Origin of the sequence: Thermus brevis, from assembly GCF_026427635.1 — a bacterium.
Taxonomy (GTDB): domain Bacteria; phylum Deinococcota; class Deinococci; order Deinococcales; family Thermaceae; genus Thermus; species Thermus antranikianii.
This window is the reverse complement of record NZ_CP102606.1, coordinates 2,237,820-2,263,452: the sequence shown is the minus strand read 5'-3', so window position 1 is coordinate 2,263,452 and position 25,633 is coordinate 2,237,820. Positions and strand designations below refer to the sequence as shown.

General features: G+C 66.7%; 21 protein-coding genes. 15 read left to right on the top strand and 6 right to left on the bottom strand.

The genetic code is table 11. From position 1 onward, the window contains the following. Positions 1–10 precede the first annotated feature (10 nt). The 7 genes from KQ693_RS12145 to KQ693_RS12115 are packed head-to-tail and all read left to right on the top strand — an operon-like array spanning position 11 to position 11,272. The gene (locus KQ693_RS12145) at positions 11–2,380 is read left to right on the top strand and encodes a glycoside hydrolase family 31 protein (protein ID WP_267261452.1); all 2,370 of its coding nucleotides are present in this window, start codon (positions 11–13) and stop codon (positions 2,378–2,380) included. Beyond that, a complete protein-coding gene (locus tag KQ693_RS12140) occupies positions 2,377–4,449 on the top strand; it encodes a glycoside hydrolase family 2 TIM barrel-domain containing protein (RefSeq protein WP_267261451.1) in 2,073 nt (690 codons plus the stop codon). Before KQ693_RS12145 ends, KQ693_RS12140 begins: the two co-directional genes overlap by 4 nt. Continuing rightward, the gene (locus KQ693_RS12135) at positions 4,449–5,735 is read left to right on the top strand and encodes an MFS transporter (protein WP_267262386.1); all 1,287 of its coding nucleotides are present in this window, start codon (positions 4,449–4,451) and stop codon (positions 5,733–5,735) included. The genes KQ693_RS12140 and KQ693_RS12135 overlap by 1 nt, the downstream gene beginning before the upstream one ends. A 12-nt stretch (positions 5,736–5,747) precedes the next feature. Then, positions 5,748–7,196 (top strand): glycoside hydrolase family 36 protein, encoded by a 1,449-nt coding sequence (locus tag KQ693_RS12130; protein WP_267261450.1) that lies wholly within the window; start codon positions 5,748–5,750, stop codon positions 7,194–7,196. Continuing rightward, the gene (gene galT / locus KQ693_RS12125) at positions 7,180–8,250 is read left to right on the top strand and encodes a galactose-1-phosphate uridylyltransferase (RefSeq protein ID WP_267261449.1); all 1,071 of its coding nucleotides are present in this window, start codon (positions 7,180–7,182) and stop codon (positions 8,248–8,250) included. The genes KQ693_RS12130 and galT overlap by 17 nt, the downstream gene beginning before the upstream one ends. Beyond that, positions 8,247–9,737, top strand: coding sequence for a glycerol kinase GlpK (gene glpK / locus KQ693_RS12120; protein ID WP_267261448.1), 1,491 nt, complete (start codon positions 8,247–8,249; stop codon positions 9,735–9,737). The genes galT and glpK overlap by 4 nt, the downstream gene beginning before the upstream one ends. Further along, the gene (locus KQ693_RS12115; protein WP_267261447.1) at positions 9,734–11,272 is read left to right on the top strand and encodes an FAD-dependent oxidoreductase; all 1,539 of its coding nucleotides are present in this window, start codon (positions 9,734–9,736) and stop codon (positions 11,270–11,272) included. Before glpK ends, KQ693_RS12115 begins: the two co-directional genes overlap by 4 nt. On the opposite strand, the gene ftsH is transcribed toward KQ693_RS12115, so the two are convergent. Then, a complete protein-coding gene (gene ftsH / locus KQ693_RS12110; RefSeq protein ID WP_015717795.1) occupies positions 11,269–13,122 on the bottom strand; it encodes an ATP-dependent zinc metalloprotease FtsH in 1,854 nt (617 codons plus the stop codon). The two genes, KQ693_RS12115 and ftsH, sit on opposite strands and share 4 nt — an antisense overlap. Positions 13,123–13,195: 73 nt before the next feature. Between ftsH and KQ693_RS12105 the strand changes: the two genes are divergently transcribed. Further along, positions 13,196–14,548 carry a tetratricopeptide repeat protein gene (locus KQ693_RS12105; protein ID WP_267261446.1) on the top strand — a complete coding sequence of 451 codons (1,353 nt, stop codon included), beginning with the start codon at positions 13,196–13,198 and terminating at the stop codon, positions 14,546–14,548. Here the strand turns inward: KQ693_RS12105 and KQ693_RS12100 are convergent. Together KQ693_RS12100 and ruvB are read right to left on the bottom strand one after the other, a co-directional pair. Next, the gene (locus KQ693_RS12100; protein WP_267261445.1) at positions 14,545–15,582 is read right to left on the bottom strand and encodes a DUF4388 domain-containing protein; all 1,038 of its coding nucleotides are present in this window, start codon (positions 15,580–15,582) and stop codon (positions 14,545–14,547) included. The two genes, KQ693_RS12105 and KQ693_RS12100, sit on opposite strands and share 4 nt — an antisense overlap. A gap of 3 nt (positions 15,583–15,585) precedes the next feature. Then, on the bottom strand, positions 15,586–16,557 hold the full coding sequence (gene ruvB, locus KQ693_RS12095) for a Holliday junction branch migration DNA helicase RuvB (protein WP_267262385.1): 972 nt from the start codon (positions 16,555–16,557) through the stop codon (positions 15,586–15,588). A 30-nt stretch (positions 16,558–16,587) separates the two neighbouring features. Here ruvB and panB point away from each other — a divergent pair, with 30 nt between their 5' ends. The 5 genes from panB to KQ693_RS12070 all read left to right on the top strand — a co-directional run bounded on the left by panB (position 16,588) and on the right by KQ693_RS12070 (position 20,951). After that, entirely contained in the window at positions 16,588–17,373 is a 786-nt protein-coding gene (gene panB, locus KQ693_RS12090; RefSeq protein ID WP_267261444.1) for a 3-methyl-2-oxobutanoate hydroxymethyltransferase, read from the top strand. Between the two features lie 374 nt (positions 17,374–17,747). Continuing rightward, complete coding sequence (locus KQ693_RS12085) at positions 17,748–18,488, top strand: metal ABC transporter ATP-binding protein (protein WP_267261443.1); 741 nt, start codon at positions 17,748–17,750, stop codon at positions 18,486–18,488. Further along, entirely contained in the window at positions 18,481–19,287 is an 807-nt protein-coding gene (locus KQ693_RS12080) for a metal ABC transporter permease (RefSeq protein WP_219758690.1), read from the top strand. The genes KQ693_RS12085 and KQ693_RS12080 overlap by 8 nt, the downstream gene beginning before the upstream one ends. Positions 19,288–19,310: 23 nt before the next feature. Further along, positions 19,311–19,757, top strand: a complete 447-nt coding sequence (locus KQ693_RS12075) for an RrF2 family transcriptional regulator (protein ID WP_038041747.1) — start codon at positions 19,311–19,313, stop codon at positions 19,755–19,757. Positions 19,758–19,805: 48 nt separating this feature from the next. After that, the gene (locus tag KQ693_RS12070; RefSeq protein ID WP_267261442.1) at positions 19,806–20,951 is read left to right on the top strand and encodes a cysteine desulfurase family protein; all 1,146 of its coding nucleotides are present in this window, start codon (positions 19,806–19,808) and stop codon (positions 20,949–20,951) included. 2 nt (positions 20,952–20,953) lie between these two features. Here KQ693_RS12070 and KQ693_RS12065 read toward each other — a convergent pair whose 3' ends face one another. After that, a complete protein-coding gene (locus KQ693_RS12065) occupies positions 20,954–22,636 on the bottom strand; it encodes a long-chain-fatty-acid--CoA ligase (protein ID WP_267261441.1) in 1,683 nt (560 codons plus the stop codon). 87 nt (positions 22,637–22,723) lie between these two features. Here KQ693_RS12065 and KQ693_RS12060 point away from each other — a divergent pair, with 87 nt between their 5' ends. Next, positions 22,724–23,350, top strand: coding sequence for a phosphoribosyltransferase (locus KQ693_RS12060; RefSeq protein ID WP_038029823.1), 627 nt, complete (start codon positions 22,724–22,726; stop codon positions 23,348–23,350). Next, complete coding sequence (locus KQ693_RS12055; protein WP_219758687.1) at positions 23,338–23,718, top strand: cupin domain-containing protein; 381 nt, start codon at positions 23,338–23,340, stop codon at positions 23,716–23,718. The genes KQ693_RS12060 and KQ693_RS12055 overlap by 13 nt, the downstream gene beginning before the upstream one ends. A 45-nt stretch (positions 23,719–23,763) precedes the next feature. On the opposite strand, the gene KQ693_RS12050 is transcribed toward KQ693_RS12055, so the two are convergent. Both KQ693_RS12050 and KQ693_RS12045 read right to left on the bottom strand, forming a co-directional pair. Then, positions 23,764–24,720, bottom strand: coding sequence for an ABC transporter permease (locus KQ693_RS12050; RefSeq protein WP_015717782.1), 957 nt, complete (start codon positions 24,718–24,720; stop codon positions 23,764–23,766). Next, positions 24,710–25,633, bottom strand: a complete 924-nt coding sequence (locus KQ693_RS12045) for an ABC transporter ATP-binding protein (protein WP_038029819.1) — start codon at positions 25,631–25,633, stop codon at positions 24,710–24,712. Before KQ693_RS12045 ends, KQ693_RS12050 begins: the two co-directional genes overlap by 11 nt.

Sequence of the window (25,633 nt, the reverse complement as noted above, 5' to 3'; positions counted from 1 at the left end):
GCGAAAGGGCTTGCTGAAGAAACTGTGGAATGCGGTGGAAATGGTGGCCCTTCTGGGCCCTGGGGTTCTCCTTTTGGCCATCCAGTACGCCAGGAAGCGGGATCGGTGGGAGCCCAAGGCCCCCTTCCTCCCGTGGCAAGGGGTGGGGAAGCCCCTGGGACTAAAGGCCATTCCCGGCGGGGTGAGGGTGCGTTTCCAGGAGGTGGAACTGGAAGCGGTCTTCCTGGGAGAGGACCTCCTCCGCCTCACCTGGTTTCCCGGCGAGGCGGTGCCTCCTTACGCCCTAGCGGAGGCGGGGGAAGCCTCCCCCTTTGAGCCTGAGCGCCAGGAGGGAGGCCGCCTTCTTAGAACCCCCCACCTGGCCCTGGCGGTGGGGGAGGAAGGGTTGACCTTGTGGGATGGGGCGGGAAGGCTTCTCAGGCAGGAGGCCTACCCCGAGCGCTCGGGGAGGGCCTGGCGGCACCGGGTGCACCTGGCTCCGGAAGAGAGGGTCTTTGGCCTGGGGGAAAGGGCCTACGCCTTGGACCGCCGGGGTGGGGTCTTCCGTTTCTGGAACCAGGACCCCGGGGGAAGCTACGGCCCTGGGGAGGATCCCCTCTACCTTTCGGTGCCCCTTTGGCTTTCCCAAAAGCTCGAGGGAGGGTACCTGGCCTTTTACGAGAACCCTGCGGATGGCTTTGCCGACCTGCGGGAAGGCGAGGCCCTGGTGGGCTTTCTTGGCGGAACCTTCCGCTACTACCTGATCCCCGGGCCCCTGGAGGAAGCCCTGGCCCGTTATGTGCGCCTCACCGGCCTTCCACCCCTGCCGCCCCGCTGGGCCCTGGGCTTCCACTATGCCCGCTGGGGGCTTAGGACCCGGAAGGAGGTGGAGGAGGTGGTGGAGGGTTTCCTGAAGCGGGACCTTCCCCTGAAGGCGGTCCACCTGGACATCGATTACATGCGGGGATACCGGGTGTTCACCGTGGATGAAAAGCGCTTTCCCGACCTGGGGGGCATGGTGCGGACCCTCCGGGAAAGGGGAGTGCACACGGTGCTTATCCTGGATCCTGGGATTAAGGGAGAAAAGGGATTTTCCCCTTACGAGGAGGGGCTAAGGGAGGGGGTGTTCTGCCGGTTGCCCTCGGGGGAGGTCTTCCTGGGCCCTGTCTGGCCTGGACTTGCTGCTTTCCCCGACTTCACCGACCCCGGGGGCCGGGCCTGGTGGGGGGAGAGGCTTAAAGGATTCTTGGACATGGGGGTTTCCGGCTTCTGGCTGGACATGAACGAGCCCGCCCTCTTCGCCGCCTGGGGGGAGCCCACCTTTCCCCGGAGCATCCGCCATGCCCTCGAGGGCCAAGGGGGAGACCATACCCTGGCCCACAACCTCTACGGCCTCCTCATGGCCCGGGCCAGCTTTGAGGGATTCCGGGAACATGCCCCCCTTCGCCGGCCCTTCCTCCTCACCCGCGCGGGGTTTGCCGGGGTGCAGCGCTACGCCTGGGCCTGGACCGGGGATGTGGAAAGCACCTGGGAGGGCCTGAGGACCACCCTGCGGGCTCTCCTGGGCCTTTCCCTTTCCGGGGTGTACTTCGTGGGCTCGGACATCGGGGGCTTTAGCGGAAACCCCTCCCCCGAGCTATATTTGCGCTGGTTCCAGCTTGCCGCCTTTACCCCTTTCTTCCGCCTCCACTCCGCCCGCTGGACCAGGCGCCGGGAGCCCTGGCGCTTTGGGGAGGAGGTCTTGGAGGGGGTGCGCTGGGCCATGGAGCTTAGGGAAAGGCTTCTTCCTTACCTCTACACCTTGGCCTATCGGGCGAGCCGGGAGGGGCTTCCCCTCCTCAGGCCCCTTTTCCTGCAAGGGGGCCAGCCTGATGGGGCAGACCTTGGGGAGGCCTTTTTGTTGGGAAGGGACCTCCTGGTGGCTCCGGTCCTGGAGGAAGGGGCCAGGGCTAAGGAGGTGCCCTTGCCCAAGGGCGGGTGGTACCCCTGGGAGGAGGATGGAGTCGTGGAGGGCCCCGCCCGGGTGCGGCTTCCGGCTCCCTTAAAGCGGATTCCCCTTTTGGTGCGGGCCGGGTCCATCCTGCCCCTCTTGGAGGAAGGGGGCCTTGCCCTGCACCTTTACCCGGGGGAAGGCGGGGCGGAAGGCCGCCTGTACTGGGATGAGGGGGACGGGAAGGGGTCTTATCGGCTGGATCGGTTCCGCCTGCTCCCGGCGGAGGGGGGCTACCGCCTCCTTTGGGAAGGGGAAGGGGAGTACCCCTGGCCCTGGGAGGGAGTGAGCATCAGGCTTTGGGGGAGAAGGCTTTGGGGGGCCCGGGTGGAGGGGAAGGTCTACCCGTCCCAGGGAGGGCGGGTTTTCCTGCCTCCTTTCCGGGAGGCCCTGTTGGAGGTGGAGGGATGAGGTGGGAAAGAGCTTGGTTTTTGGCCCATGAAGCGAGGACCCCGGCGGAACTTCCCCAGGAAGGCTGGTGGGAGGTAGCCCTTCCCCACCAGTGGAGCCTGGGTGAGCCCGGGGGGCCGGAGGGCGCACGCCTGGAGGCGGAGGTGGGTTGGTACCGGCTTTCCCTTCCCGAGGGGGGCCCAAGGCGGTTTCTCTACTCCCTTGGGGACTATTACCAGGAGGCCTGGCTGGATGGCACCCACCTGGGACGGCACGAGGGGTACTTCTTCCCCTGGCTTCTGGAGCTTCCCCCTGGGCGGGAGCTTCTCCTTAGGGTTTCCGCCCCCAAGGAACCCCTGGGGGTCTGGCCCCGGTTCAAGCGGCAGATCAAGGGGGTCTTTGGGCAGCACGACTGCCGGCCCGGGGGGAGTTCGGAACGGGGCCAGGAGCGGGGAACGGGGGGCCTGTGGGGCGGGGTGGAGGTCTGGATGCGGGAGGAGGTGGCCCTTCTCGGCCTCACCCACCGCCTCCTTCCCCGACCCGGGGGGTGGCGGCTATGGGTGCGCCTTTGGGTGGATGCCCCAAGGCCCTTCCGCGAGGAGGTGGCCCTCAGGATCCTCCCCGAGAACTTCTCAGGGGAGGCCCTGGAGAGAAGGCTGGTCCTGGAGGGGGAAGGGGGACGGGGCTGGCGGGAGGCGGTCTGGGACCTGCCGGGGATGCCCCTGTGGGAGGTGTGGGAACGGGGGTTCCCCCATCTCTTCCGCCTGGAGGCGGAACTCCTGGGGGCCAGCCTAAGGGCTCCTCTCGGCTTCCGCACCGTGGAGCTGGACGGAGAGGGGTGGCTTCTTCTAAACGGCAGGAGGCTTTTCCTGAGGGGGACCAACATCATCCCCACCCAGTGGCTTGCCGGCTACAGCGAGGCCCTGGCCCAGAAGGACGTGGTCCTCCTCAAGGAGGCCAACCTGAACGCGGTGCGGGTCCACGCCCACGTGACCCACCCCGCCTTCTACCGGGCCTGCGACCAGGAGGGGATCCTGGTCTGGCAGGACTTCCCCTTGCAGTGGGGGTACGCCCCCGACGAGGCCTTCGCCCAGGAGGCCTTGCGCCAGGCAAGGGCCATGGTGGAGGTGTTGGGGGCCCATCCCTCCCTTTACCTCTGGTGCGCCCAGAACGAGCCCACCCACAACCGCCACACCCTGGGCCCCCTCCTTTCCGCTGCCCTCAGGGCCGAAGACCCCACCCGCCCGGTGAAGGAGGCTTCCGACTTCCGCGAGCACCCCTACCCCGGGTGGTACTGGGGGCACCTGCGGGACTTCCTGGCCCTTCCCGGGGCCCCCCTTCCTTCCGAGTTCGGGGCCCAGGCCCTGCCCCGGGCGGAACTCCTGCGCCGGGACCTGGGGGAGGCGGCCTGGCCTCCTAGATGGGAGGTCTACGCCTACCACAACTTCCAGCCCCACGAGACCTTCCGGGTGGCGGGGGTGGAGGTTGGGGGGTCCCTGGAGGAGTTTGTGGAGAACTCCCAGGCCTACCAGGCGAGGTTATTGGAGTTTGCCATCCATGCCTACCGGCGGGGGAAGGGGAGGGTGGTGGGCTACTTCCAGTTCATGTTCGTGGAGCCCTGGGAGGGGATCACCTGGGCGGTGGTGGACGTGGAGCGGGTGCCCAAGAAGGGCTACCACGCCCTGAAGGAGGCCAGCAGCCCGGTTCTCCTCTCCCTGGTTCCCTACCGGGAAAGGATGGAGGTGGGAGGGCCTCCCCTGCAGGAGGCCTGGCTCATAAGCGACCTGGAAAGGCCCTTAAGCCTTCGGGTCCACCTTTTCCTGGAAGGTCCACAAGACCTTTCCCTTTACGAGGAGGAGGTGGCCCTGGCCCCCGGGGAGGCCCGAAGGTTTTTCAGCCTGGGCGAGCTTTGGGAAAGCCCCCTCGAGGTCCAGGCCCGCTACCTTCCCCTCCAGGAGGCCTTGAGGCGGCTTCCCCCTGGCGCCTACCGACTGGTGGGGGAAGCCTACGAGGGGGAGAGGCTTTGGTCCCGCCATGTCCTCGAGGTGGAGTATCTGGAGCCTATCCTTCCCCTGGGGGTGGCCTGGTGATCCCGGCCCATATCGCCTATGCCCTGGGTGCTTTGGGCCTAACCCTGCCGGGCCAGACCTTCGGCACCTACCTGGCCTTTTACTACCTGGACCATCTGGGTTTGGCCGCCAGTGCCTTCGCCTTGGCCCGCTTGGTCTTTTCCGTCTGGGATGCGGTGAACGATCCCCTTTTCGGCTACCTCTCCGACCGCACCAGGACCCCCTGGGGCCGGAGGCGGCCCTGGCTTTTCCTGGGGCTTCCCTTTTTGCTTTTGGCCTTCTACCTTACCTTCAGCGTCCCCGGGCCCTTCCTTCAGGGGCCTGCCCTCTTCTGGTATTGCCTTGGGGTGATCCTGTTCTTTGAGACCTTCGCCGCCCTCACCTGGGTGAACCATGCGGCCCTTTTCCCCGAGCTTTTCCGCAAGGAGGAGGAGCGGGCCCGGGCCAACGCCTGGCGGCAGGGGTTCTACTTCGTGGGTCTGGCGGTGAGCATCGCCCTGACCCCCTTGGTCTACACTGCCTTGGGTTTCCCCGGCATGGCCCTCCTCTATGGGGGCCTCGGGGGCCTTTTGGTCCTCCTTTTCCTCAAGAGCATCCGGGAGGATCCCAAGGCCCAGGAGGCGGAGCCCCTTCCCTTTATCCCCGCCTTCCGCTACACCCTGGGGAACCAGGCCTTCTGGATCTACTCCCTGGCCGCCTTGTTCCTCCTCTTCGCCGTGGGGCTTTTCGGGGCGGCCATGCCCTTTTACGCCAAATACGCCTTGGGCCTTGGGCCGGAGGCCACTTCCTTGCTCTTCGCTACGGTGCTCCTGGCCGCTTTGCCCTCGGTCTTCCTCTGGGCCCGGCTGGCAGGGACTTTGGGCTCCAAGGGAGCCTGGCTCCTGGCCATTTTCCTCTTGGCCCTGGGGGCCCTTCTCCTTTTCCTGCCCCGCACCCTTCTTGAGGCTCTTCCCGTGGGCCTTCTCATCGGGGTGGGGTTTGGCGGGGTGCTGGTCCTGGGGGATGTCCTCCTGGCCGAGGTGATCGACCGGGACGCCGAGGTTACGGGGAGGAGGCGGGAAGGGGTTTACTATAGCGTGTACGGCTTCATCAACCGCCTTTCCGGGCCCCTGCAGGCTCTTTCCTTTGCCCTCCTCACCCCCCTCTTCGGCTACGTGAGCGGGGAGGTGCCGGGCCCGCGTCCCGAGGCCGCCTTCCGCTTCCTTATGGCGGGTCCACCCTTTTTGGCTACGCTTTTGGCCCTGGCCCTAGCCTTTCGCTTCCCTTACGGAGCGAAGGGTAGAATGCCGGGGGCAGGAAGCTCCTAGGGAGGATGGGGCATGCGGCTGGAGTTCTCGGATCCTCTTCGGGAAAGCCGCCTCGAGGTGCCGGTTCTGGCGGAGGCCTTGGGGCCTGTTCCCGGGGGTTACCTCCTGAGGGGCCGGGAGGTGCGGATCTTTGCTCCCTTTGCCTCGAAGCGCTTCTTCCGCCACGGCTGGCAGAGCTGGAGCCTCACCACCTGGGTGGACCTAAACTTTCCCCCGAAGCCCCTTTTCCCCGAGGCCCGCAGGCCCCAGGCGGACGACCCCTTCCTCCTCGAGGCTTCCGAGTGGTGGGGAAGCGGCCTAGGGGCCCTCGAGGGGCCAGATGGGAAGGTACTTCTCCTGGGGGCCCTGGGCGTGGGGGCGCGGGTCTTGGGGCGCGAGGACCTCCTCCTGGGCCGCTACGCCGAGGGGGAGGGGGAGTGGTTTCTGGGCTACGGGGAGCCAACGGAGGTGTTCGCCGCCTATGGCAGGCTCCTTCCCAGGCGGCTTTCCAAAGGGCCTCCCAGGCTGTGGTGCTCCTGGTATAGCTTCTACAACCGGATCCATGAGGCCTTGCTCCTCGAGGTGCTGGAGGAAGTGGCCGGGCTTCCCTTTGAGGTCTTCCAGATCGACGACGGCTGGCAGCGGGCCCTTGGGGACTGGGAACCCAACGAGCGCTTCCCCCGGGGGATGGCGTTTTTGGCGGAGAGGATCCGGGAAAAGGGCTTCAGGGCGGGGTTATGGCTGGCTCCCTTTTTGGTGACGCCGGATAGCCCCCTTGTGCGGGCCCATCCCGAGTGGATCCTGCGGGACGGGGAGGGAAGGCCCATCCCCGCGGGCTTCAACTGGTGGAAACCCCTATACGCCCTGGATTCGGGCAACGAGGAGGTTTTGGACCATGTGGCGGGCTTGGTGCGCAAGGTGCGGGCCTGGGGGTACGACTACCTGAAGCTGGATTTCCTCTACGCCGCTGCTTTACCCGGGGCCGAGGGGGAGGTGCGGTACCGTAAGGCCATGGAGCGGATCCGCGAGGAGGCAGGGGAGGCCTACCTTCTCTTTTGCGGCGCTCCCATCCTGGCCTCCTTGGGGCTTGCCGATGGCCTCAGGGTGGGTCCGGATGTGGCCCCCTACTGGGACAACGAGGACCGCTCCTTCTGGCTACAGGACCCCACGGGCCCGGGGCTAAGGAACGCCCTCCGCACCACCCTGCACCGGCTTTGGTTGCGGGAAAACGTCCAGGTGGACCCGGATGTGGCCTTTTTCCGGAGCCGTTTCTCGTTGCTGTCCCTTGAGGAGATGCGCCTGCAGGAGGCCATGGGGGAGATCACGGGCTTCAAGGCCACCTCCGACCCGCCCTCCTGGCTTTCCCCGGAGGAAAGGGAAAGGCTTTGGGCCTTCCTGAGCCGGGATAAGGAGGTAAAGCCCCTTGGCCCCTACCGTTTCCGGGTGGGGGAGGAGGTGTTGGACTATGCCTTCCTTTTATAAGCATGTGCATCGCAAGAAGGACGGGCGGGAGCTGATCCTTTACGGGCTTCATCCCCTCGAGGTGGAGGTCTTGCCCGTGGCCGAGGAGCCTTCCTTGCCGCAGGAGGCGGGGTCCATCTCCCCAAGCCCGCACCTCCGCTACCACCCCTTGCGGGGGGAGTGGGTGGTCTACGCGGCCCACCGCCAGGAGCGCACCTTCTTGCCTCCCAAGGAGCACTGCCCCCTTTGCCCAAGCCAGGAGGGGGGCTTTCCCACGGAGATTCCCTTTGACCGTTTTCGGGTGGCGGTCTTTGAAAACCGGTTCCCCTCCCTGGTGCCAAGGCCCACTCCTCCTCCGGATGGGCTTCCCGTTCCCGCGGAGAGGGCTTTGGGCCGGTGCGAGGTGGTGGTGTACACCCAGGCCCACGTGGGAAGCCTGGCCACCCTCACGGAGGAGGAAAGGCTCCTCCTGGCCTGGGTTTGGCGGGACCGGTACCGGGCCTTGTATGCCCTCGAGGGGATCCGGTTCGTCATGCCCTTCGAGAACCGGGGGGAGGCGGTGGGGGTGACCCTCCACCATCCCCACGGGCAGATCTACGCCTACCCCTTTGTGCCCCCCATCCTGGAGCGGGAAAGCCAGGCCTTTAAGGAAAGGCCCGTGCTCCTGGAGCTTTTCCCCCACCTGGAGCCCTACCGGGTGGACCAGGAGGAGGGGTTTTTGGCCTTCGTGCCCCCCTTCGCCCGCTACCCCTTTGAGGTCTGGGTGGCCCCTCTGGAGCGCCACCCTGGGCTTTGGACTTTTTCCGAGGGAGAGATGGCCGCCTTCGCCCGGCTTCTGGGCCGGGTGGTGGCCCGCTACGACGCCCTTTTTGGGGAGCCCTTCCCCTACGTGATGGTTTTCCACGCCGCCCCCTTGGGGGAGGAGCGCACCTTCCACTTCCACGTGGAGTTCTACCCCCCGAAAAGGGCCAAGGACAAGCTCAAGTTCCTGGCGGGCACGGAGCTTGGGGCGGGCACCTTCGTGGTGGACGCCCTGCCCGAGGAAGCAGCAAAAAGCCTAAGGGAGGCCTTATGAAGTACCTTTTGGCCCTGGACCAGGGCACCACCAGCAGCCGGGCCATCCTTTTCAGCTTGGAGGGGAGGCCTGTGGCCATGGCCCAGAGGGAGTTCCGCCAGCTCTACCCGAGGCCGGGCTGGGTGGAGCACGATCCCCTGGAGATCTGGGAAAGCCAGCTTGGGGTGACCCAGGAGGTCTTGCGCCAGGCCGGGGTGGAGGCCAGGGAGGTGGTGGCCCTGGGCCTCACCAATCAGCGGGAGACCACCTTGGTGTTCGAGAGGGGCACGGGGAGGCCCCTCTATAACGCCATCGTCTGGCAGGATAGGCGCACGGTCTCCCTGTGCCAGGAGCTTAAGGCCCAGGGCTTGGAGCCCCTCTTCCGGGAGCGCACCGGGCTTCTTCTGGACCCCTACTTCTCCGGCACCAAACTGGCCTGGCTGTTGGCGAACGTGCCCGGCCTTAGGGAGCGGGCGGGGAAGGGGGAGGTTCTTTTCGGCACCGTGGACACCTGGCTCCTCTACCGCCTCACCGGGGGCAGGGTGCACGCCACGGATCCCTCCAACGCCAGCCGCGCCCTGCTTTTTAACCTGCACACCCTCTCCTGGGACGAGGGGCTTCTGGGGATTCTGGGGATCCCCCCGGCCATGCTGCCCGAGGTGCGCCCCTCGGATGGGGAGTTTGGGGCGACCCTCCCGGAGCTCTTCGGGGCCCCCATCCCCATCCGGGGGGTGCTGGGGGACCAGCAGGCGGCCCTCTTCGGCCAGGCGGCCTTGGCGGCAGGGCAGGGGAAGTGCACCTATGGGACCGGGGCCTTCCTGCTCCTGAACACGGGAAAGCGGCCCGTCCCTTCCCCCAAGGGCCTCCTCAGCACCGTGGCCTGGAGCGTGAGGGGCAAGGTCAGCTACGCCCTGGAGGGAAGCGTCTTCATGGCGGGGGCGGTGGTGGGGTGGCTTCAGGGCCTGGGCCTGATCCGGGAGAGCGCCGAGGTGGAGGCCCTGGCCCGGGAGGTGGCGGACAGCGGGGGCGTGTACCTGGTCCCCGCCTTCACCGGCCTGGGGGCCCCCTACTGGGACCCCTACGCCCGGGGGGCCATCCTGGGCCTCACCCGGGGGACCAGCAGGGCCCACCTGGCCCGGGCGGCCCTGGAGGGGGTGGCCTTCCGGGTGCGGGACGTGGTGCGGGCTATGGAGGGGGAGGCGGGGCTTTCCCTGAAGGAGCTCCGGGTGGATGGGGGCATGGCCCAGAACGCCCTTTTCCTGGAGATCCAGGCGGACCTCCTGGGGGTGCCGGTCCTCAGGCCCAGGGTCACGGAGACCACCGCCCTGGGGGCGGCCTGGATGGCCGGGGTGGGGGCGGGGGTCCTGGGGCTGGAGGCGGTGCGGGAAGCCTGGACCCTGGAGGCTCGCTTTCTCCCCCGCCTATCCCCCTCCCGGCGGGAGGCCCTTTATCAGGGCTGGCGGCGGGCGGTGGAGCGGGCTTTGGGCTGGGCGAGGGAGGAGGGATGACCCCAAGCCGGGAGGAGCTCTGGGAGCGCCTGAAGGAGCCCCTGGACCTCCTGATCCTGGGGGGTGGGGCCACAGGGGCGGGGGTGTTGTGGGAGGCCACCCTAAGGGGCCTGAAGGCGGCCTTGGTGGAGACGGGGGACTTCGGGGCGGGCACCAGCAGCCGCTCCACCAAGCTCCTCCACGGGGGGGTGCGCTACCTGGAGCTGGCGGTGCGGCACCGGGACCCCAGGCAGCTTCGCCTGGTGCGGGACGCCCTCCGGGAGAGGAGGGTGGTGATGGAGCTCGCCCCCCACCTGGCCAGGCCCTTAACCCTCCTCACCCCCCTTTTCCGCCCCCTGGAGATCCCCTACTACGGGCTCGGCCTCAAGCTCTACGACCGGTTGGCGGGAAGAAGGCGGCTGGCCCCAAGCCGCTACGCTCCTCCCAAGGAGGTGCAGGCCCTCTTCCCCAGCCTTCCCCCCACCCTGGGGGGCATCCTCTACCAGGACGGGCAGTTCGCCGACTACCGCCTGAACCTGGCCCTCATCCTCTCCGCTCTCGCGCGGGGGGCGGTGGCCCTGAACCACGCCGAGGCCACGGGCTTCCTCCTGAAGGGGGGAAGGGTAAGGGGGGCGGTGGTCCGGGACCGCCTGAGGGGCCGGGAGGTGGAGGTCCAGGCCCGGGCGGTGGTGAACGCCGCTGGCCCCCAGGCGGACCGGGTGCGCCACCTTTTGGACCCCCATCTTCCCCCCCTCCTCACCCCCTCCAGCGGGACCCACCTGGTCCTGGACTACCCCTTGCGGGTGGGCCTCCTCCTGCCCAGGACCCGGGACGGCCGGGTCCTCTTCCTCCTGCCCTGGCAGGGCCGGGCCCTTCTGGGCACCACCGACCTCCCCGCCGAGGCCACCGCCTGCCCCCTGCCCCGGGAGGAGGAGGTGGCCTACCTCCTGGAGGAGATCCGGCCCTACCTGGGGGACCTCTCGAATAGGGTCCTGGCCGCCTGGGCGGGCCTCAGGCCCTTGGTGGGGAAGGGGGAGACCCGGCTTTTGGTGCGGGACCACCTCATCGTGGAGGAACAGGGCCTCTACACCCTCACCGGAGGCAAGTGGACCACCTTCCGCCTCATGGCCCTGGACCTCCTGGAGCGCCTGGCCCGGGACCTCTCCCTTTCCCTCCCTCCTTCCCCAAGCCACCGCACCCCCCTCCTGGGGGCGGGGCCCAGGCCTCCCCTGCCCCTGCCGGAGGGGGTGGCCGAGCACCTCTACGCCCACTACGGCACCCTGGCCCCCGAGGTGGCGGCCTTGGGGGATAGGCCCCTTCTCCCCGGGCTTCCCTACCTGGAGGGGGAGGTGGTGTGGGCGGTGAGGGAGGAGCTTGCCCAAAAGCCCCTGGACGTGCTGGCCCGCAGGCTGGGCCTGGCCCCTCTGGACCGGAAGCGGGCGGAGGAAGCCCTGCCCCGGGTGGGGGACCTCATGGCCCCTCTCCTGGGCTGGGATGATCCCACAAAGCAGGCCCTTCTCTCGGAGGCCGAAAAGGCTCTTCCCGCCCTTTGCTAGGCGCTTTCCTCCGAGGCCCTTTGCACCGCTTGGGCTTCCTTGAGGATGGCCCGCACCCGCTCCCCGGGGATGGTCTCCTCCCTAAGGAGTTCCTCGGCGATCTTGTGCATGGCGGGGGCGTGCTCCATGAGGACCTGGCGGGCCTTGGCGTAGGCTTCGTCCAGGATCTTGCGGATGTCTTGGTCGATGAGGCGGGCGGTTTCCTCGGAGTGGTCCTTCTTCTTGGCGATCTCCTCACCCAGGAAGATGGGGCCGGAGTCCGAACCCCAGGCGATGTTCTTGAAGTGCTCCCCCATACCCCAGTCCAGGACCATGCGTTTGGCGATCTGGGTGGCCCGTTTGAAGTCGTCCTGGGCCCCGGTGGTCACGGTGCCGGTGAAGAGCTCCTCCGCCACTCGGCCCGCCATGAGGACGGCCAGTTCGTCCATGAGGTGGTCCTTGGAAACCAAAACCCTTTCCTCGGGTTTGCTCCAGCGGGCACCCAAGGCCATGCCCCTGGGGACGATGGAAACCTTCTCGGTTTTGTCGGCGTGGGGCAGAACCTCGCCCACCACGGCATGCCCGGCCTCGTGGTAGGCCACGGCCCTCTTCTCTTCCTCGGAAAGCTTAAGGGCAGGCCGCTCGAGGCCCAGGACGATCTTGTCCAGGGCCTTCAGGAAGTGCTCCTTGCGGATTTTCTTGGCGCCATCCCGGGCCGCCAGCAGGGCTGCCTCGTTGACCAGGTTCTTCAGGTCGGCCCCGGAGAAGCCCGGGGTGAGGTGGGCCAGCTCCAGGGCATCCACCTCCTCGGCGATGGGTTTACCCCGCATGTGCACCAGGAGGATATCCCGGCGCTCCTCCAGGGTGGGAAGGCCCACCACCACCTGGCGGTCAAAGCGCCCGGGGCGCAGCAGGGCGGGGTCCAGGATGTCCGGGCGGTTGGTGGCGGCCAGGACGATCACTGAGGTGTCCTTTTCGAAGCCGTCCATCTCGGAAAGGATCTGGTTCAGGGTCTGCTCCCGCTCGTCGTGGCCGCCCCCGATGCCTGCCCCCCGTTTGCGGCCAATGGAGTCCAGCTCGTCGATGAAGATGATGCTGGGAGCGTTCCTTCGGGCGTCCTCGAAGAGGCTTCGCACCCGGCTTGCCCCCACGCCCACGAACATCTCCATGAACTCGCTGGCGGAAACGGAGAAGAAGGGTACGCCCGCTTCCCCCGCCACCGCCCGGGCCAGAAGGGTCTTGCCGGTTCCGGGAGGGCCCACCAGGAGAACTCCTTTGGGGATTTCTGCGCCCAGCTCCAGGTACTTCTTGGGGTTCTTGAGGAAGTCCACCACCTCCATGAGTTCCCGCTTGGCTTCCTCGTGGCCGGCCACGTCCTTGAAGGTGGTGTTGACCTGCTTTTCCTTCCCGTAAAGCTTGGCCCGGCTCTGCCCGAACTGCATCACCTGCCCAGCCCCACCCTGCGCCCGCATGAAGAAGAACCAGAAGAAGACGATGAGGAGAAGGGTGGGTCCCAGGTAGAGGAGGAACTGGGGCCATAGGGAGGGAGGTTTGGTGACGATCCTCACCCCGTTTTCCTCCAGAAAGCGGAGAAGCTCAGGGTCGGTCACCTGGGCCGGGGGCAAGGGCACGGCGAAGCGCCTGGCCACCTGGCTTCCCCCCTGTGGGGTGGGGAAGCGCTCGGGTTCCTTCAAGGTGCCCAGGATGCGGGTTTCCTCCAGGGTCACCTCCGCCACTTTGCCCTGGCGCACCAGGGTGCGGAACTCCGTGTAGGGAAGGGTGGGGGCCGGGGGGCCCGTGAAGGCGGTATAGGCCAGATAGCCTAGAAGGAGCAAGAAGACTAGGGTGAAGGGGTTGATCCGTTGCGGCAAGGTCTACCTCCCTGGTCCTATGGTAGCGCCTTTGTAGTGAGAGGACTGAGGGGTGTGGTATCCTCTAGCGGCGATGAAGGGGGTCCTCGAGGCCCTGCACCAAGGGGATTACGATACCGCCATCGAGCGCCTTACCCGGAAGGCCCTGTTCGGCTCCAAAGGGGAGGCCCGGGAGGCCCTTTTGCTCCTGGCGGAGGTGCACAGCCTCTACGGGGAGGAGGGGCTGGAGAAGGCCCACCGGGCCTTGGAGGAGGCCTATGAGCTTGGGGGGCTGGAGTACGACCCCCTGTACCGGGCCCTTCTGGGGGAGCTTCTGGCCCTCGAGGGCCGGGGGGAAAAGGAGGTGCTGGCCCTGTTCCTTCCCACGGAGGACCCCCGGGCCCGCTACCATCAGGCCCAGGCCCTTTTCTACCTGGGCCGGTTTGAGGAGGTTCTGAGGACGCTCAAGGAGGGGCTTCCCGCCTTTTTGGCCTGGCGGGCGGAGGGGCTTAAGGGAAGGGCCTTGGAAAGGCTCGGCCGCTACCGGGAGGCCGCTTTGGCCTACGAGAGGGGGGCGGAGCTGGCCTTGGGGCTGGAGCGCTACTGGCTCCTTTTGGATGCTGCCGCCATGTGGCTGGAGGCGGGGGAGGGGGAAAGGGCCCTTCTGGCCCTCGAGGAGGCCTCGGGAGCCGTGGGGGAGGAGCCCGTGGAGGACGCCGCCACCCGCCACTACCTCCTGGCCCGGGCCCATCTCCTCCTGGATAACCCCAACCGGGCCCTGGAGGAAGTGCAGAGGGCTTTGGCCTTGGAGGAGGAAGGCGGCCACAAGGCCTATGGCACCCCCCTTCTGCAGGGGCAGATCCTGCTCCGCCTGGGCCGCTACGCTGAGGGCATGGCGGCCTTCCAGGAAGCCTTGGCCAGGGCTGAGGGTCTGGAGAAGGGATACGTTCTCCACGAGATGGCGGTGGCGGCCTTGGACCAGGGGGCCTACCTGGAGGCGGAGGAGTACCTGGAGGCCCTTTTGCGGGAAGAGGGCTACCCCTACCGGGCCCAGGCCCTGGCGGACCTGGCCGAGGCCCTGTACCGGCAGGGGCGGTACCAGGAGGCGGAGGAAATGGCCCAAAGGGCCATGCGCCAGGGAGCGGAGGCGGCAGGGGAGCTCATCCTGGGCCATATCGCCTACGACCTGATGCACCTGGAAGAAGCCTTGGCCCACTACCGGAAGGCGGCGGAGGTTTCCGAGGAGGGAAGCCGGGAGTGGGTGGGAGCCCAGGAGATGGTGGTGGACACCCTGGTCCAGCTGGGTTACCGCTCTCCTGAGGAGATCCTGGCCCGTGCGGAGGCGGTGCTGCCCCATGTCCATCCCGCCGATGAATGGCACCAGGCCCTGGTTGCCTACCGGGAGCGGGCGGAGGCCATCCTGCGGGAGGGAAGGCGGCCCAACTAGGTCCCGCCCCGCCTTAAGGGGGCCAGGGCCTTAAGCACCTCCTGGGCCTTTAAGGGTTTGGGAAGATGCAAAACCCTGAGGGGACGGAAGAGAAGCCCCGGGGGGGTTTCGCTCACCACGTACAGGGAGGCCAGCTTGCCCTCGGGGTGGGCCCGGAGTTTTCGGGCCATTTCTAAGATCCTTTCCCCCTGGAGGATGATGGCCTTGGGCCTTTCCTTGAGAAGGCGCAGGGCCATCTCCAGGTCCAGGGGAAGCTGCACCCGGTAGCGGTGGGCCTCCAGGAGGTAGAGGAGAAGCCGCCGCACCACCCCGCTTTCCGCCAGCACTAGGACCAGGGGGTCGTCCGCAAGCAGGGTGGAAGGGCGGATCAGCCCCCGGCTTTTCAGCTCAAAGAGGATGTGGTAAACCTGCTCTTCCGGAAGGCCGGATAGCAGGGCCACGCTTCTCGCCCGGCGCACCCCGTCCAAGAGTTCCAACACCGTCCAGGCCTCGGGGGTGAGGGGGTGGCGGGTGGGGTCCTCCACCAGGTGGAAGACCTCGTCGGGGTCCACCTGGGCCTGGCGCCACTCGTCCAGGTGCCGGGCTGCTTCCAGAAGGGTGGCCTTGGTTTCCAGGGTTTCCGGCAAAGCCACCTGGCTTCCCTCCTCAAGGGGCTCGGCCAGGATCTCCCCCTCCTTCTCCCCCAGCAGGGTGGCTAGGGCCTCCAGGACCTGGGCCTCGAGGGCCTCCCTTAGCTCCTCTTCCCCGATGAGGCCCAGCTCCAGGGCCAGGGCCCCCAAGGGGGTTCCGGGGTTTTCCCGCCCCTGGCGCTCCACTAACTCCTGAACTTCCTCCAGGGAAAGGTGACCAAGGCGCACCAGGTACTCCCCCAGGTGGGGTCCCGGCTCGGTGCGGGCGTAGAGGATGCGCCCGTGGAGGAGGTGGATCCTGCCGTAAAGTCGCCCCCGGAAGGTCACCACGACGCTTTTGCGGTGGTCGGCCAGGGCCTTCAGGAGTTCCGCCAGGTCCAGTTCTTCCAGGGTGGCCCGTACCATGGCCTAGAGAAGGGGTTCCACGGGAGGGGGATAGCCCAGGTGGCGGTAGGCCCGTTCCGTGGCCACCCGGCCCCGGGGGGTGCGCTTCAGGAGCCCCTGCTGGATGAGGTACGGTTCGTGGACTTCTTCCAGGGTATCTGGATCCTCGGAGACGGCGGTGGCCAGGGTCTGCAGGCCCACCGGGCCGCCTCCGAAGCGCAGGATCAGGGTTTCCAGGATCTCCCGGTCCCGTTTCTCCAGGCCGAGCTCATCCAGGCCCAAGGCGTTTAGGGCTTCCAGGGTCCTTTCCTGGGTGATGGTTTCCTCCCCTGCCACCTGGGCGAAGTCCCGCACCCGCCGGAAAAGCCGTTTGGCCACGCGCATGGTGCCCCGGCTTCTTTTGGCGATCTCCAGGGCGGCTTCCTCGGTGATGGCTACCCCTAGAAGCCTCGCGTCCCGCCTGACCCCTTCGGCCAGCTCCTCCAGGGAGTAGTACTCCAGGTGCTCCACGATGCCGAAGCGGCTCCGCAAGGGGGCGGTGATGAGGCCCGGGCGGGTGGTGGCCCCGATCAGGGTGAAGCGGGGAAGCTCCAGGCGGATGGTGCGGGCCGCCGGCCCCTGGCCGATGACGATGTCCATCTTGAAGTCCTCCATGGCCGGGTAGAGGTGCTCCTCCGCCTGGCGGCTTAGCCGGTGGATCTCGTCGATGAAGAGGATGTCCCCTTCCTCCAGGGAGTTGGCCAGGATGGCAGCTAGATCGCCGGGTTTTTCTATGGCGGGCCCCGAGGTGACGCGCAGGTTCACCCCAAGCTCGTAAGCGATTACGTGGGCCAGGGTGGTCTTGCCTAGGCCTGGGGGGCCGAAGAGGAGGAGGTGCTCTAAGGGCTCCCCCCGGGCTTTGGCCGCCTCGAGGTACACCCTCAGCTTCTTCTTCAACCTCTCCTGGCCGATGTACTCGTCCAGGGTCCTGGGCCTTAGGGCGAGGTCCGGGTGCACTTCCACGCCCTTTCATGATAGCCTTTTCCCGTGCGCCGGACGGTTAAGGAGTTCCGTCACGCCAAGGGCCAGAGGCTCGTGTACCTCACCGCCTACGATTACCCCACGGCCCGCCTAGCTGAGCGGGCTGGGGTGGACGCCATCCTGGTGGGGGATTCCCTGGGCATGGTGGTGCTGGGCTATTCCTCCACGGTTCCCGTGAGCCTGGAGGAGATGCTCCACCACACCAAGGCGGCCCGGCGGGGGGCCCCGGACACCTTCTTGGTGGCGGACCTGCCCTATCTTTCCTATGCCACCCTGGACCGGGCCCTTTTCGCCGCCGAGCGGCTTCTCAAGGAAGGCGGGGCGGATGCGGTGAAGCTGGAGGGTGGGGAGGAGGTGGCGGAGATCGTCTTCGGGCTCAGCCGGGCGGGGGTGCCGGTCCTGGGCCACGTGGGCCTCACCCCCCAGACGGCGAGCCAGCTTGGGGGCTACAAGCTTCAGGGGAGGCGCCCCGAGGAGGCCGAGCACATCCTAAAAGGGGCCTTGGCCCTCGAGGAGGCGGGAGCTTACGGGGTGGTGCTGGAGATGGTGCCCAAGGACCTGGCCAGGGAGATCACGGAAAGGCTATCCATCCACACCGTGGGCATCGGGGCCGGCTCCCACACGGACGCCCAGATTCTGGTCTTCCACGACGTGGTGGGGCTTTACGGGGAGTTCAAGCCCCGGTTCGTGAAGCGGTATCTGGAGGGGGAAAGGCTCTTCCTCGAGGCCCTATCCCAGTACGTGCAGGAGGTGCGGGAGGGCGTGTTCCCCTCTGACGAGCACAGCTTCTAGGGGTAGGGTTTCCTCCCGCCCGGGCTTTTTATTCGCCCCAAGCGTTTGGAGATGGTCTATACTTTTGCAGGAGGGCGCTTTGGGTATGGAAGGGCCTATGCCCTCGCACCCCGGATCTTTGATCCGCAGGATCCTCCTTGCCCTACGCCAGGTGTTCCAGGCGGCCCCGCGGGAGGCGGCCTTGCTTTTGGGTCTTCTCGCCCTGGGCGGGCTCCTTCCGGTTGCGGTGCTGGGTCTCACCCGCACTCTGGTGGATGGCCTGGCGCGGGAACTGGGAAGGGGATCCCTTACGGACCTGTTCTGGCCCCTGGCGGGGCTGGCGACCTTCCCTGGTGGGCTTGACGGGCTTGTTGAAAATGGATTACCGTTATTGTGTGTTGGCCCTCGAGGTCCGGGACCTGTCCGTGCGCTTTGGGGAGTTCAGGGCCCTGGAGGGCGTCAGCCTGAAGGTGCCAGAGGGAGCCTTCGTGGCCATCGTGGGCCCCAACGGGGCGGGGAAGAGCACCCTCTTGAAGGCCATCCTGGGCCTTGTTCCCTTCCGGGGCGAGGTCAGGGTTTTGGGGCGTTCCTTGAGGGAAACCGATCCCCTGTGGTTCGGCTACGTGCCCCAGATCAAGACCTTTGACCGCTCCTTCCCGGCGCTTTCCCTGGAACTGGTGGCCACGGGTCTGAGGCGGCGCTGGCCCTTCCGCCTGTCCCCCTGGGAAAGGGAGGAAGCCCTTTCCGCCTTAAGGCGGGTGGGGGCGGAGGCACTGGCCTTCCGCCCCTTGGGCCGGCTTTCCGGGGGGCAGCTCCAACGGGTCTACCTGGCCCGGGCCCTCATCCGCCGGCCGAGGATCCTCCTTTTGGATGAGCCCGCCACCGGGGTGGACCGGGTGGGGGAGGTGGACCTCTACCGGTACCTGGAGGCCTACCAGGAGGAATCGGGGGCCACGGTGCTGATGATCACCCACGACTGGGAGGCCGCCCACCATGCCAGCCACGTCCTGGTGATGAACCGCAGGGTGGTGGGGTTTGGTCCGCCGGAGCGGGCCCTCACCGAGGAGTGCCTGCGCCAGGCCTTTGGGCACCTGGGCCATGCCCACGGGCTGTACCTAGGGGGTGGGCATGCTTGACGCCCTGGGTTATCCCTTTTTCCAGAGGGCCCTCCTTGCAGGGCTTTTGGTGAGCCTTCTTTCCGGATTGCTCTCCCCCTTCGTGGTGCAAAGGCGGCTTTCCTTCCTGGGGGATGGGCTTGCCCACGCCGCCTTCGCCGGGGTGGCCTTGGGGCTTTTCCTAAGGGGGGAGCCCCTTTGGTTTGCCCTGCCCTTCACCTTTCTGGTGGCCATGGCCATCACCCTGGTGAAGGAGAAGACCGAGCTTTCCGAGGACACCGCCATAGGGGTCTTCTTCGCTCTCTCCGTGGCCCTGGGGGCGGTCTTCCTCTCCAAGGCCCGGGGGTACGTGGGGGACGCCATGGGCTACCTCTTCGGCTCCCTTCTGGCGGTGGGGCCCGCGGACCTTTGGGCCATGGCCCTCCTCCTCTTCCTGGCCCTTTTCCTCCTTCCCCTGTGGGGGCCCTTGGCCTACGCCACCTTTGACCGGGAACTGGCCCTTTCCGACCGGGTGCCGGTGGTTCTCCACGACTACCTCCTTTCCGGCTTCCTTGCCGTGAGCCTGGTGCTGGCGGTGAAGGTGGTGGGGATTATTCTGGTGGCGGCTTTTTTGGTGATCCCCGGGGCGGCGGCCAGGCTCTTGAGCCGCACCTTTGCCGGGCTCACCCTTCTTTCCCTCCTCCTGGCCTCCTTTTCCACGGTGCTTGGCCTTTTCCTCTCCTTCCTCCTGGACTGGCCCAGCGGGGCCAGCATCGTGCTTCTGCAGGCGGCCTTGTTTGGCCTGGCCTTCGTGAAAACCGTATTTTCCGTGAGGAAATAAAGCCTTTGCGCTATACTGGGGGCATGTGGGTGTCCACGAAGGCCCAGTACGGCCTCAGGGCCCTGGTGGAGATTGGCCTCAAGGCCCCGGAGGCGGTGCCCCTTAAGGAGGTGGCGGAGGCTCAGGGCATCAGCCAGCACTACCTGGAGCAGATCGCGGCCCAGCTTAGGCGCTCCGGGTTCATCCGCTCCGTGCGGGGGGCCAGGGGGGGCTACCGCCTGGCCCGTCCCCCCGAGAGGGTGACGGCCCTCGAGGTGGTGGAGGCCCTCGAGGGCAGCCTGGCCCCGGTTTCCTGCATCGAGGACCCGGAGTCCTGCGCCAAGGTGGGGCAGTGCTCCACCGAGCTCCTCTGGAAGCGGGTGGATCTGGCCATGCGCCAGGTCCTGGGGAGCACCACCTTGAAGGACCTCATCGAGGAGCGGAAGCTCATCGAGGCCAAGCGCTTGATCCAGCTCCAGCCCGCAGGCTAGGCAAAGGGTCTTAGGAAGGGCTGCCAGGGCTTGCCCCTGGCAAAGGGAATGGAGGGCAAGGAGGAAACCTTGGCTTTGGTCTATCTGGACTACGCGGCCACCACGCCCCTGGACCCCGAGGTCCAGCAGGCCATGCGCGAGGTGGAGGGAATCTTCGGCAACCCGAGTAGCATCCACCGCTTTGGCCAGGAAGCCAGAAGGGTGCTGGAGGGAGCCCGGGAGCGGATCGCAAGCCTCCTGGGGGTGCGCCCCAGAGAGGTGGTCTTTACCGGTTCGGGTTCCGAGGCGGATGCCCTGGCCCTCTTGGGGGTGGCCTTGGCCAAGGGGAAGGGGCATGTGGTGAGCACGGAGGTGGAGCACTCCGCGGTCCTGGGGGCCTTGCGGCTTCTTGAGCGCCTGGGTTTTGCCGTGACCCGGCTCAGGCCCGACCGCTTGGGCCTGGTTTACCCGGAGCAGGTGGAGGAGGCCCTGAGGCCCGACACCATCCTGGTGAGCGTCATGGCCGCCAACAACGAGCTCGGCACCCTCTACCCCATCCGGGAGATGGCCGAGATCGCCCACGCCCACGGAGCCCTTTTCCACACGGATGCCGTGCAGGCCGTGGGCCAGGTGCCTTTCCGGGTGGATGAGGTGGGGGCGGACCTGGTTTCCCTAAGCGCCCACAAGTTCTATGGGCCGAAGGGGATTGGAGCCCTTTTGGTGCGCCAGGGGGTGGACCTCTTCCCCCTGGTGCCGGGCAAGCAGGAGGGAGGAAGACGGGGGGGCACGCAAAGCCCAGTCCTGGCCCATGGGATGGCGGTGGCCCTGGAGAAGGCCTTAAGGCTCTTGCCGGAGGAGTCCTCCCGGCTTCTCGCCTTGAGGCGGCGCCTCGAGGCGGGCTTGCTTTCCGTGGAAGGGGTGGAGCTCAACGGCCACCCGGAGCGCCGCCTTCCCAAGCTGGTCAACGTGACGGTGAAGGGCGCGGATGGGGAGGCCTTGCTTCTCGCCATGGACCTCATGGGGGTGGCGGTTTCCTCGGGCTCGGCCTGTTCGGCGGGGAGCCTCGAGCCCTCCCATGTCCTCCTGGCCATCGGACGCTCCCCGAGGGAAGCCCGGGCCTCCTTGCGCTTCTCCCTGGGACGCTACACCACGGAGGCCGAGGTGGACCGGGCGGTGGAGGTCTTCAGGGAGGCGGTGGCCCGGGCGCGGGCCTAAAGCTAAGGCTGCCTTTTGGCAAACTCTTCGCGGAGTTCCCGCCTGAGGATCTTCCCCACGCTGGTTTTGGGCAGGCTATCCCGGAACTCGATGATGCGGGGAACCTTGTAGGCGGCGAGGTTTTGCCGGCAGAAGGTTTCGATGTCCTTTTCCGTGACCTTGCCCTTATACCCTTCCTTGAGGACGATGAAGGCGGCCACGGTTTCCCCGCGGTAGGGGTCGGGTACGCCCACCACGGCGGCTTCCTGGACGGCTTCGTGCTGGTAGAGGACCTCTTCCACCTCGCGGGGGTAGATGTTGTAGCCGCCGGCGATGATCATGTCCTTTTTGCGGTCCACGATGTAGAAGTAGCCGTCCTGGTCCATTCGGGCCATATCCCCGGTGAAGAGCCAGCCGTCCTGGAGGGCCTTTTGGGTTTCCTCGGGGCGGTTCCAGTAGCCCTTCATGATGTTGGGGCCTTTGACGACGAGTTCGCCCACCTCTCCCATGGGGACTTCCTTACCCTCCTCGTCCACCACCTTGGCCTCCACGCTGGGCAGGGGCATGCCGATGGAGCCCTTTTTGATCTCCCCCTGGACAGGGTTGGAGTGGGTCACGGGGCTTGCCTCGGAGAGGCCGTAGCCCTCGATGAGCCGGGCCCCGGTGAACTCCTCAAAGCGCTTGGCCACCTCCACCGGCAGGGGAGCGGCTCCGGAGAGGCAGATGCGGATGCTCTTTACGTTTCGTTTCTCGATTCCCGGGAAGTTGTTGAAGGCCACGTAGAGGGTGGGTACTCCGGGGAAGTGGGTGACCTGGTGCTTTTCTATAGCCTCCACGATGGCGTGGATCTCCGGCCTGGGCAGGAGGACGATCTTGTAACCGGAGTAGATGCCGTAGTTCATGGCCACGGTCATGCCGTAGACGTGGAAAAAGGGCAGGGCTCCCAGCATCACTCCTTTGCCCAGGAGTTCCTTGGAGGTGGAATCCCAGGCGTCGACCTGTAGGACGTTTGCTACCAGGTTCCGGTGGGTAAGCATGGCGCCCTTGGAGATCCCCGTAGTGCCCCCTGTGTACTGCAAAAGGGCCAGGTCCTCAGGATCAGCGGGATGGGGGGTGGCGGGGGGATGCTTCAGGAGGTCCAGGAAGGCGTGGAATCCTTCCCGTTTGGGAAAGCCCAGGGGAAGCTTGTCCCGCTTCGCCTTTAAGGGGTAAAGGAGGGTTTTGGGGAAGGGGAGGAAGTCCTTGATGCCCGTGACCACGGTGAGCTTCACCGGAGTTTCCCCCTCCACCTCCAGGAAGCGGGGTAGGAGGTGGTCCAGGATGACCAGGGTTCCCGCCCCCGAGTCCTTGAGCTGGTGCCTCAGCTCCCGTGGGGTGTAGAGGGGGTTCACGTTGACTCCCACGCCCCCCGCCAGAAGGGTGCCGTAGAAGGCGATGACGAACTGGGGGGTGTTGGGGAGCATGATGGCCACCCGGTCGCCAGGCTTCACTCCCAGGGCCTTAAGCCCCTCGGCGAAGCGTCGGGATTTCTCCCATAGCTCCGCATAGGTAAGGGTCTTGCCCAGAAAATCCAGAGCTACGTGTTGGGCGTAACGGCTTGCGCTATTTTCCAGGAAGCGCCACAAGGGGATGGGGGGAACCTCCACCTCTGGGGGAACCCCAGGATCGTAGTGGGCGAGCCAGGGTCTAGAGCCTACGTGGTCCATACTGACCTCCTTGGGGCCCAGGTTACCAAAAACTTTATACCGCGTTCAAGACCATGGGCCGGTGTAGCATGGATAGGGAGGTTTCCTATGCGCTTCCGCGACCGCAGGCACGCTGGGGCTCTTCTGGTGGAAGCCCTGAAGCCCTTGGGTCTAGAACGCCCTGTGGTTTTGGGCATCCCTCGAGGCGGGGTGGTGGTGGCGGATGAGGTGGCCAAAGGCCTGGGGGGGGAGCTGGATGTGGTCCTGGTGCGCAAGGTGGGGGCTCCGGGCAATCCGGAGTTCGCCCTGGGGGCGGTGGGGGAAAAGGGGGGCATGGTCTTGAAGCCCTATGCCCTCCAGTACGCCGACCAAAGCTACCTGGAGCGGGAAGCGGCCAGGCAGAAGGACGTGATCCGCAAGCGGGCCGAGCGCTACCGGAAGGTGAGGCCAAAGGTACCCCTTGCGGGCCGGGATGTGGTGCTGGTGGATGACGGCATCGCCACCGGTTCCACCATGGAGGCGGCCTTGGCCGTGGTCCTCTCGGAAAAACCCCGGCGGGTGGTGGTGGCGGTGCCCGTGGCCAGCCCGGATGCGGTGGAGAGGCTGAAGGATCAAGCCGAGGTGGTGGTGCTCTCCACCCCACCGGACTTCGCCGCCGTGGGGGCCTACTTCATGGACTTCGGTGAGGTCACCGATGAGGAAGTGGAGGGCCTTTTGCTACAATGGTCGGCATGAAGCCCGTGGTCAAGCAGGGGGCCAGCGTGGAGGCCCGTCCCGTGGAGCGGGGGGAGAAGGCCTTTATCCAGGTGCTCATCGGCCCTGAGGATGGAGCCCCCCACTTCATCACCCGCAAGTTCACCATCCTGCCGGGGGGAAGGATTCCCAAGCACAAGCACCCCAGCATCGAGCACGAGCAGTACGTGCTCTCCGGGCGCATGAAGATCTACCTGGGCGACGAGGTGAGGGAGGTGGCGGCTGGGCAGGCGGTCTACATCCCCCCGGACACGCCCCATGCCTATGTGAACGAGGGGGATAAGCCGGTGGAGTTCCTCTGCGTCATCCCCAAGACCAACGCCTACGCCACCGAGTGGCTGGAGGACTAGGGTTTCTGGGGTCCCCGCTGGGGTGCTTAGCCCCAGCGGGGTTTTCTAGGCGCGCACCTCTTGCCGCTGGAAGGCCACGTAGGCCAGGGTGAAGAGGAGGATCACCAGGGCCATGAGGCCGGTGAGCTGGGGCCAGATCAGGAGGAGGCTTTGGGAGAGGGGAAGGGGGGTTCCCAGCACCGCTCCCTCCAGCTGGGTGATGAGGATGGGGCCCAAGGAGCGCACCGCCGGGTTAAGCACAGCGGTGAGGGTTTCCGCGTAAAGGGTGTTGGGGGAGAGGCGGGAGATCCAAAGGGCCAGGTTGGCCTGCCTGAGCTGGCTTTCCGGGTCAAAGGGGTCGGCCTGAAGGAGAAGGGCGCTTGCCGCCAGGTCGGTGAGGATGGGGAAGAAGACGGCGAAGAAGAGCCAGACCCCGATGGCGGCTAGGGCGGCGGTGGCCGGCTGGCGAAAGAGGACGGAGAAGAGGAGGCCCAAGGCCAGCCAGAAGCCCGCATAGGCCAAGGTGGCCAGGAGAAAGAGGAAGGCCCGGGCCATCTCCTCGCCTCCGGGGGGCACTCCCAGGGTGAAGAGGCCCAGGCCCACCACTAGGAGGAAGAGGGCGGTGAGGAGCACGGCCAGGGTGCCGAGCCCCGCAAGGAACTTGCCGAAGAGGAGGGCGTCCCGGTAGATGGGCTGGGAGAGGATACGGGAAAGCGTTCCCCTGGCGTACTCCCCGTTCACCGCATCGAAGGCCAAGGCAATGGCCGCCAGGGGTACGAAGAAGGAGAGGAAGCCCACGAAGGAGGGCAGGGGGTCCTGGGCGGTGGTGAGGAGCTTCAGGTAGAGGTAAGGGTCCTCCCCCACGGTCTGGCGCAGGGTCTGGGTGCCGGTGTACACGGCGGCCAGGGCGGAAAGGAGGATCAACCCCTCCAGAATGCGCATCCTCAAGCCCGTGAGGTGGTCGGCCATCTCCTTGAAGAAAACCGCCCAAAGCCCGGTCCAGGGGGAGCCTTCACGCCGCATGGGCCACCTCCTTGAAGTAGTGGGCGTAGACCTCGTCCAGGCTGGGACGGCGGAGGGAGAGGCTTAGAAGCTCGCCCTGCTCCACGGCTATCCGGGCCAGCTCCGGCCGGAGGTCCCGGCTGGAGAGAATCCGGTACCGTCCTCCCTCCGCTGCCACCCGGGCCACGCCTTCCAGGCGGCGGAAGGCTTCCTCGAGGCCCGGGCTGGCCTCCACCAGGATCTCGTACCCACCCCCTAAGACCCTTTGCGCCAACTCCTCCACGGTGCCCAAAAGGGCGAGGTGCCCTTTATGGAAAAGCCCCACCCGGTCGCAGACCTCCTGCACCTGGTGCAGGAGGTGGCTGGAGAGGAGGATGGTGATGCCCTCCGCCTTCAGGCCCTTGATGAGCTCCAGAAACTCCCGGGCGGCCTCGGGGTCCAGGCCCAGGGTGGGCTCGTCCAGGATGGCCACCTTAGGCCTCTTCAGGAGCACCTCCGCAAGCCCGAGGCGCTGCCGCATCCCCCGGCTGAAGGCGGAAACCCGCCGGTCCCGCACCTCCCACAGGCCCATGCGCTTGAGCACCTCCTCTATGCGGGCCCTAGCCTCGGCCTCGGGGAGGCCCAAAAGGCGGGTGGTGTAGCGCAGGTTCTCCCAGGCGGTGAGCTCCCCGTAAAACCCCACCTGGTCGGGGAGGTAGCCCACTTGGCTCTTCACCTTTAAGGGTTCCCGCATGGGATCCAATCCCAGAACCCGGGCCTCGCCCCGGGTGGGCTCGGTGAGGCCCAGGAGCATGAGGATGGTGGTGGTCTTCCCCGAGCCGTTAGGCCCCAGGAGGCCGAAGACCTCCCCTTCCTGCACCTCCAGGTTCAGGTCCTCCACGGCCACCACCCGCCCGTAGCGCTTGGTGAGGCCATGGGTTTCGATGACCGCCAT

What these genes read in the sequence shown, in the direction of transcription:
- KQ693_RS12140 (WP_267261451.1), top strand. Translation starts at nt 2,377, where the DNA reads ATGAGGTGGGAAAGAGCTTGGTTTTTGGCCCATGAAGCGAGGACCCCG.
- KQ693_RS12130 (WP_267261450.1), top strand. Translation starts at nt 5,748, where the DNA reads ATGCGGCTGGAGTTCTCGGATCCTCTTCGGGAAAGCCGCCTCGAGGTG.
- galT (WP_267261449.1), top strand. Translation starts at nt 7,180, where the DNA reads ATGCCTTCCTTTTATAAGCATGTGCATCGCAAGAAGGACGGGCGGGAG.
- glpK (WP_267261448.1), top strand. Translation starts at nt 8,247, where the DNA reads ATGAAGTACCTTTTGGCCCTGGACCAGGGCACCACCAGCAGCCGGGCC.
- KQ693_RS12115 (WP_267261447.1), top strand. Translation starts at nt 9,734, where the DNA reads ATGACCCCAAGCCGGGAGGAGCTCTGGGAGCGCCTGAAGGAGCCCCTG.
- KQ693_RS12105 (WP_267261446.1), top strand. Translation starts at nt 13,196, where the DNA reads ATGAAGGGGGTCCTCGAGGCCCTGCACCAAGGGGATTACGATACCGCC.
- KQ693_RS12100 (WP_267261445.1), bottom strand. Translation starts at nt 15,582, where the DNA reads ATGGTACGGGCCACCCTGGAAGAACTGGACCTGGCGGAACTCCTGAAG.
- KQ693_RS12080 (WP_219758690.1), top strand. Translation starts at nt 18,481, where the DNA reads ATGCTTGACGCCCTGGGTTATCCCTTTTTCCAGAGGGCCCTCCTTGCA.
- KQ693_RS12075 (WP_038041747.1), top strand. Translation starts at nt 19,311, where the DNA reads ATGTGGGTGTCCACGAAGGCCCAGTACGGCCTCAGGGCCCTGGTGGAG.
- KQ693_RS12070 (WP_267261442.1), top strand. Translation starts at nt 19,806, where the DNA reads ATGGAGGGCAAGGAGGAAACCTTGGCTTTGGTCTATCTGGACTACGCG.
- KQ693_RS12065 (WP_267261441.1), bottom strand. Translation starts at nt 22,636, where the DNA reads ATGGACCACGTAGGCTCTAGACCCTGGCTCGCCCACTACGATCCTGGG.
- KQ693_RS12060 (WP_038029823.1), top strand. Translation starts at nt 22,724, where the DNA reads ATGCGCTTCCGCGACCGCAGGCACGCTGGGGCTCTTCTGGTGGAAGCC.
- KQ693_RS12055 (WP_219758687.1), top strand. Translation starts at nt 23,338, where the DNA reads ATGGTCGGCATGAAGCCCGTGGTCAAGCAGGGGGCCAGCGTGGAGGCC.
- KQ693_RS12050 (WP_015717782.1), bottom strand. Translation starts at nt 24,720, where the DNA reads ATGCGGCGTGAAGGCTCCCCCTGGACCGGGCTTTGGGCGGTTTTCTTC.
- KQ693_RS12045 (WP_038029819.1), bottom strand. Translation starts at nt 25,633, where the DNA reads ATGGCGGTCATCGAAACCCATGGCCTCACCAAGCGCTACGGGCGGGTG.